Here is a 5,142-nt window from a genome sequence, read left to right on the forward strand (position 1 = left end):
TCTCAATTTTTTAATTATGAGACAGCCTCTTTTTTATTTCCGTAAACTATCATGCTGGTTCAGCATATATAACAAAAACTAACACTATTGTATAAATCCAACTGTTTATTAGCACAAAACTGTAAGTATTTGAACTACAATTGCTTTTATTTTTAATGTTAGATAAAGGCAAACAAAAGAAAAACGAGTGTTAATACAATTGTATTTTTTATCCAAACTTTATAATCAGTTGAAATGAGCTAAACAGTTAAGCATTAATGAATTATAAGAAGTGATTTTTTAGGAATAAGAGTAAGTATGAATGCTTTAAGCAATGACAACCTATATCACTATTGACATTATTCCTGATACTTCAAATAATGAAAAAGTATGATGCCCTGTAGATTACTTATACCAAGAGCTTTTTGAGCTTTTTACAAAAAAGTAAACCTTCAACTTATTTATGCATTTATTGACACAAGTGAAATGAACAATCTGAAACAATTACTTTTTTTCCTACTGGTTTTCCTCATCGGGAGTTCAGTATGGGCACAACAAACCCCGGATCTTCTCTGGGCTGATTTTGATCCTGATGCTGGCTTAGTAAAAGATGGTACCACAGGTGAAACAAAAGAAGATATTATTTCTGAAACCACAGAAAACGGTATCTATTATAAGGAATCTTACATTCATGTATCAATTCTTGGTCAGGAATTTAGAGTCTTTACAAAATATGCTGTAAAAGAAGAATTGCGTAATTCTGGGAATGCACCTGCACTTCTTGATGTACATGGATGGATGGGACAGCCTATTGTAGACATGGACTATGTAAATGATGGATGGGCCGTTTTAGCTCACGATTACTGTGGTAAAACGGGAACTAGAGCCAATTATACAGAATACCCAGAGGAATTAAAATATGGAATCATTGATGAAAATGAGGGTGGATATAGAGTAAAAAATGATTTGCCAAATGGTGATTTTATTACTGATCCAAAGCAAACAGATGATTATTTATGGTACGCGATTCAAAGAATTGCATTAAGTCATTTATTAAACCAACCGGCAGTCAACGCGGCTGAAGTAGGTGCAAAGGGGTATTCTTATGGTGGTACTCTGATGTGGAACTTGGGTATGGATGAAAGAATTAAGGCTTTCGTATCTTATTTTGGTATTGGTTACCTTGAATACTGGAGAACAAATAGTGTTTGGTTATACAACAATCCTTATGTTGAACCTGATAAAGATGCAGGACAAGAGTTATATCTTGAAAGCATCGCTCCACAAGCCCACGCCCCTTATATCAAGGCTGCATCTTTATGGTTAAGTGGAACAAATGATCATCATGGAGGTCACGAAAGAAGTGAGATGATGTTTGATGGTTTCCAAAGTGATGTACCTTGGGATTTTGCACTACAGGCTAGAGGTCATCATAATACAGAACAACTTGGTGATGATGCTAAAATTTGGTTAGAAAACCACGTATTGGGAAGTGCTCATTTTTGGCCGGAAAGACCTGTCTCTAAGATTGAGCTAGATGGTAGTGGTGTACCACAGTATACTATCACTCCAACTAACGTAGATAAAATTGAAGCTGTAAAAATTTACTATTCAGTAAAGAACCCTGTAAGTTATACAAGAAGTTGGAGAGATGCAGAAGCCATCAGAGTGGGTGACGAGTGGGTAGCCTCTTTGCCAGTTTTTGATGTAAATGATTATGTTTTTGGTTTTGCCAACATTGAGTATGAAGGCAATATCGTTATTACAGGTGATTTTGAAGCGGCCATTCCTATTGATTTAGGGGATCATGCATTAGCCACAGATGAATCTTCTGATGAATTTGAAAACGCATGGACAAACAGTGCTTATATTGAAGGAGTAGGTAATTTACCAGCCATCAGATCAGTTGATAACAATGGTATGACGAATGAAAGTTTCACTGATCCAAAATACCAAGCACCTACAGGAGCAGATTTCCATTTCTTATTTTACTGCACACAGGCACAAAATTTAAAGGTAATCGTTAATAATGAATTTGAATATGATTTAGCTATTACCACTTCAAATGATTGGCAACAAACATTTATCGAAGCGAGTAATGTAATTAGTAGAAATGATGGTACTACTCCACTAGGAGAATGGTCTAATGCTACAAAGATTCAAATTGTACCACAAGATGGGGAAGATATCACAAAAGTTATTTTCTCCAATTTCTCATGGGGAGCTAAAAATATCGACGAATTACTTGAGGCTGCTCAAATCCAAGGGAAGAGATTATATCTAACTTCAGCAAATATTTTTGAATCTAATTCTTTTTGGCGTATTAGAGATGATTTACCTGTGGAAGATAGCCCTGAGAATGCGTTGACATTAGGTGGTGAAGTATATGAGAGAGGCTTAGGAGTTCATGCAGTTTCTACTATTACATATACCATCAAAGAAGGATATGAAAAGTTTTATGTAATTCCTGCTGCTTCTGAAACAAACAATGGTATTATCGAAATGAAAATCTATTTGGATGATGTGGAAGTGTATGCTTCAGGACAAATTAGGGCAAGTACTCAGTCACCAAGCAGAGTAGAACTAGATGTAAAAGATGCGAAAAGATTAACATTATTTGTTGGAGATGGAGATAATGGTAATGCAGGAGATCACGCCAATTGGTTAGATGCTTTCTTTATTGTTCATGATAGAGTAGATGTTGATAATCCACATCTTACAACTCCACAGGATGTTTCCCTCTACACAATTCAAGTAGGTAGCCAATATTTAGAAGGCGTAGCACCTGGAGTGGTAGACTATAATCATAAATCAGTTGCTGGTAGCCCTATCCCAACTGTAATCGTTAAGGCAAACAATAAAAATGCGGAAGTTGTAGTAGAACAAGCAAATGCTTTTGAAGAGTCGGCAGTTATAACTGTTACTTCTGAAGATGGAACGCAAACAGCAACATATAATGTGAAGCTTTCAAATACATCTACAGCAACGGTATCAACCATCCAATTAGAGGGAGAAGAAATCGTAGGATTTGACCCAATGGTCACAGATTATACGGTTTATTATTCGGAAGAAACGCCAGCAATTCCACAATTATCAGCTGTATTAAACAACGAAGACGCTTCTGTTTTTGAAATCACACAGCCAACTGCTGTTCCTGGTCAAGCTACAATTAAAGTAGTTTCTGAAGATGGATCAAATGAAAAAAACTATACTGTAAATATCCTTGAAGGTGAAAAGGTTTACCTAACAGCTGAAACAGTATTTGAAATGGATACTTATGCAAGTACCATCAAAAATGATACAGATTTTAATGGTAATACCTTTGATTTTGGTGGAGATAATCAATTCGACAGAGGAATTGGTTTACATGCCGAATCAAACATTACCTATACCATCAAAGAAGGTTACCAAATATTCTCAGTTATCCCAGCTTCAACGAATTCAGGTAAAGTGACATTGAAAATTTTATTGGATGAAGAGGAAGTAGTTAACACTGGAGAGATCAATAAAAATACACAATCTTTAGAAAGAGTAACTTTAAAGGTCGGTGAGGCCAATATGCTAAGATTAATTGTAGAAAACTCAGATGGTAACCTTGGAGGTGATCATGCGGCTTGGGTAGACGCTCACTTTGTGGCAGATGCTGCATTTGAAAAAGAACCGCCGCATATTACAAGGCCAGATGATGTGTCGTTATATTCTGTTATGGCAGGAGAGGAGTACCTTTCGGATGTGAATAATGGTACTAACAAGCTTGTTTTCAAAATTCCAGGAAGTGAAGTGCCTCAGATTGTAGCTAAAGCTAACAATAAGCAGGCGGTTGTAGAAGTGACACAATCGAATAACATTTACGAACCAGCCCTTATCAAAGTGACTTCTGCCGATGCTTCTGTGACTGAAACGTACTCTTTATATTTCACTAATACATCTTTAGCAACACTTATTTCATTGAAGGTTGATGGAGAAGAAGTTTCAGGTTTCAATCCAGAGGTGGGTGAATATAAAGTATCGATTCCAGAAGGAGCTGAAACTATACCTCAGCTTTCTGCCGATTTGTCAAATGCAGATGCAACGGTATTTGAAATCACACAAGCACAAAGTATTCCTGGTACGGCCACTGTAAAAGTAGTTTCTGAAGATGGAACTACAGAAATGAATTATGTAGTTCATTTTGCTGTTGCTGAGAAAATTTACTTGACTGCTGAGACTGTTTTGGAAGCAGATACTTATGCCAACAGAATTAATAATGGGACTGATTTTGATGGAGGGGCATTTGTAATTGATGAAGTTACTTATGAAAAAGGTATTGGTGTACATGCGCCATCTACAATCACTTATACAATTAAAGAAGGATATGAGAAATTTTCAGTAATACCAGCCGCATCAAAATCTAATGGAGGCCGTTTGAAAATGATTGTTTTATTAGATGGAGAAGAAGTTTATAATACAGGTGAGATCAGATCAACTACGCAAATTCCTGAATTATTAGAATTAGATGTTACAGATCATTATAAATTGACGCTCATAATTGATGAATCCGATGGAAGTAATGGTGGAGATCACGCCAATTGGGTTGATGCATACTTTGTTGCTGATGCTGAATTTGAAACAGAACCTCCTCATATCACAACTCCTGAAGATGTTTCTCTTTATTATCTTAAGGTAGGCGATGAATATCTGGGTAAAGGAAAAGTAGAGCAGGAGGATTTTGTTTACAAGGTAATGCCAGGAGCTGGTCTTCCAGAGGTAGATGTATTAACGAACAATAAAGAAGCAGTATTGAATAGCAATGAGCTTGAAAATACAACTGTGTTTAATGTAACTTCTGAAGACGGTAATGTAATAAAAGATTATACCATTACATGGGGAGAGATTTCAACAGATGCAACCTTATCAGACCTTTTAGTAGATAATACAACTGTAACGGAATTTGCTTCTGATAAAACAGAGTATACAGTAATTTATCCTTACGGTACAGAAGCAATTCCTACATTATCAGCAGACTTATCAAATGAATTTGCATCTTTAGAGTATACGCAAGCGGCTTCAATGCCAGGTGTGGCAAAAGTAAATGTTGTTGCTGAAGATGGTGTGACTGAGGTGACATATACCGTAAACTATGTATTGGCAGCACCATCCACTGATGCAAGCTTATCAGTCTTA

At 36.3% G+C, this 5,142-nt stretch carries 1 protein-coding gene; it reads left to right on the forward strand.

Features of this window, described 5'->3' with window-relative positions; genetic code table 11:
- Positions 1–465: 465 nt before the first annotated feature.
- A partial coding sequence (locus PL77_RS30785; protein ID WP_082026619.1) for an NPCBM/NEW2 domain-containing protein occupies positions 466–5,142 on the forward strand: 4,677 nt, incomplete at its 3' end.

Origin of the sequence: Flammeovirga sp. OC4, from assembly GCF_000812565.1 — a bacterium.
Lineage (GTDB): Bacteria > Bacteroidota > Bacteroidia > Cytophagales > Flammeovirgaceae > Flammeovirga.